Source organism: Thermoflexus sp., assembly GCF_025055495.1.
In the GTDB taxonomy this organism is placed as follows: domain Bacteria; phylum Chloroflexota; class Anaerolineae; order Thermoflexales; family Thermoflexaceae; genus Thermoflexus.
The window spans coordinates 1-1,250 of record NZ_JANWXB010000208.1 but is presented as its reverse complement, the minus strand read 5'-3'; the positions used below and the strand labels follow the sequence as shown (position 1 = coordinate 1,250).

The window sequence follows — 1,250 nt, the reverse complement described above, 5'->3', positions numbered from 1 at the left end:
CTTTGGCCCCCGCACCGCCCCCGAAAGATCTTTTCTCCCCCCTCCCCACGGCCGTTCGGGCCGTGGGGGGGGGGGAGGCCGTTACCTCCCGGACGGGCGTCGGTTCCACAAATCCTCAGTTTATAACTGGACAAAGCAGTGGTAGCGACTTGGGTTAAAATGAGGGAGGATAATGCTTTCCATTCCTGAGGATTTTTGTTCACCCCTCAGGGGCCTCAAAGGGCCCACGATGGATCAGGGGCATGCCGGGGAAAGGCATGCCCTTTTTGTGTGGATCGATGGAACCGGGAGGTGGAGATGGGAACCCTCTATGTGGTGGGTACGCCCATCGGCAACCTGGAGGATATCACCCTGCGGGCCCTGCGTGTGCTGCGGGAATGCGCCCTGATCGCCGCGGAGGACACCCGTCGGACCCGCATCCTGCTGGAGCATTACGGGATCCATACCCCGATGATCAGTTACTTCGAACATAACGAGCCGGTGCGCCTTCCCCAGATTCTGGAAGCGCTGACCCGAGGGGATGTGGCGCTGGTTTCAGAGGCCGGGATGCCCGGCCTCTCGGACCCGGGCTATGCGCTGATTCGAGCCGCGCTGGATCGGGGCTTCCCGGTGGTCCCCATCCCCGGGCCCTCCGCCCCGGTGACCGCCCTGGTCGCCTCGGGCCTCCCAGCGGATCGCTTCGTTTTCCTTGGCTTTCTGCCGCGCAAGCCCGGCGAACGACGGCGCCTGCTCGCGGAAGTTGCCGCCCTTCCATGGACTCTGGTGGCCTTCGAGGCGCCTCACCGCCTGCGGGAGTCCCTGCGCGACATCCTGGAGGTCCTGGGCGATCGCCCCATGGCGGTGGCCCGCGAGCTCACGAAGCTCCATGAGGAGATCCGTCGGGGAACGGTGCGGGAGATCCTGGAACACTTCGGCCATGTCGAGCCCCGGGGGGAGTTTACCCTGGTCATCGCCGGGGTGCCGGAGGAGACTGCCCGCTGGGAAGAGGAGGAGGTGCGAAACCGCCTTCAGGAACTGTTGGCGGCTGGGATGTCCCCGGCGCAGGCCGCCCGCGAGATCGCGCGGGCCTCAGGATGGCCACGCCAGGTGATCTATCGGATGGCGCTGGCCCTCCGAGGGAAATAAGCGAGTGCTTCGTCGGTCTTGGATTGGGGAAGCGGGGTGGGGGGCCAAAGACCCGAGCTCCGTTTCTGAAAGATTTCCCACCCCCTTCGGGCCTAACGCTTTGTCCATTTTTCATTTGGGGGTTT

The 1,250-nt window shown here is 64.6% G+C and carries 1 protein-coding gene; it reads left to right on the top strand.

The window, feature by feature from the left end; genetic code table 11:
- Positions 1-297: 297 nt before the first annotated feature.
- The gene (gene rsmI, locus NZM16_RS06950) at positions 298-1,125 is read left to right on the top strand and encodes a 16S rRNA (cytidine(1402)-2'-O)-methyltransferase (RefSeq protein ID WP_295451457.1); all 828 of its coding nucleotides are present in this window, start codon (positions 298-300) and stop codon (positions 1,123-1,125) included.
- Positions 1,126-1,250: the final 125 nt, after the last annotated feature.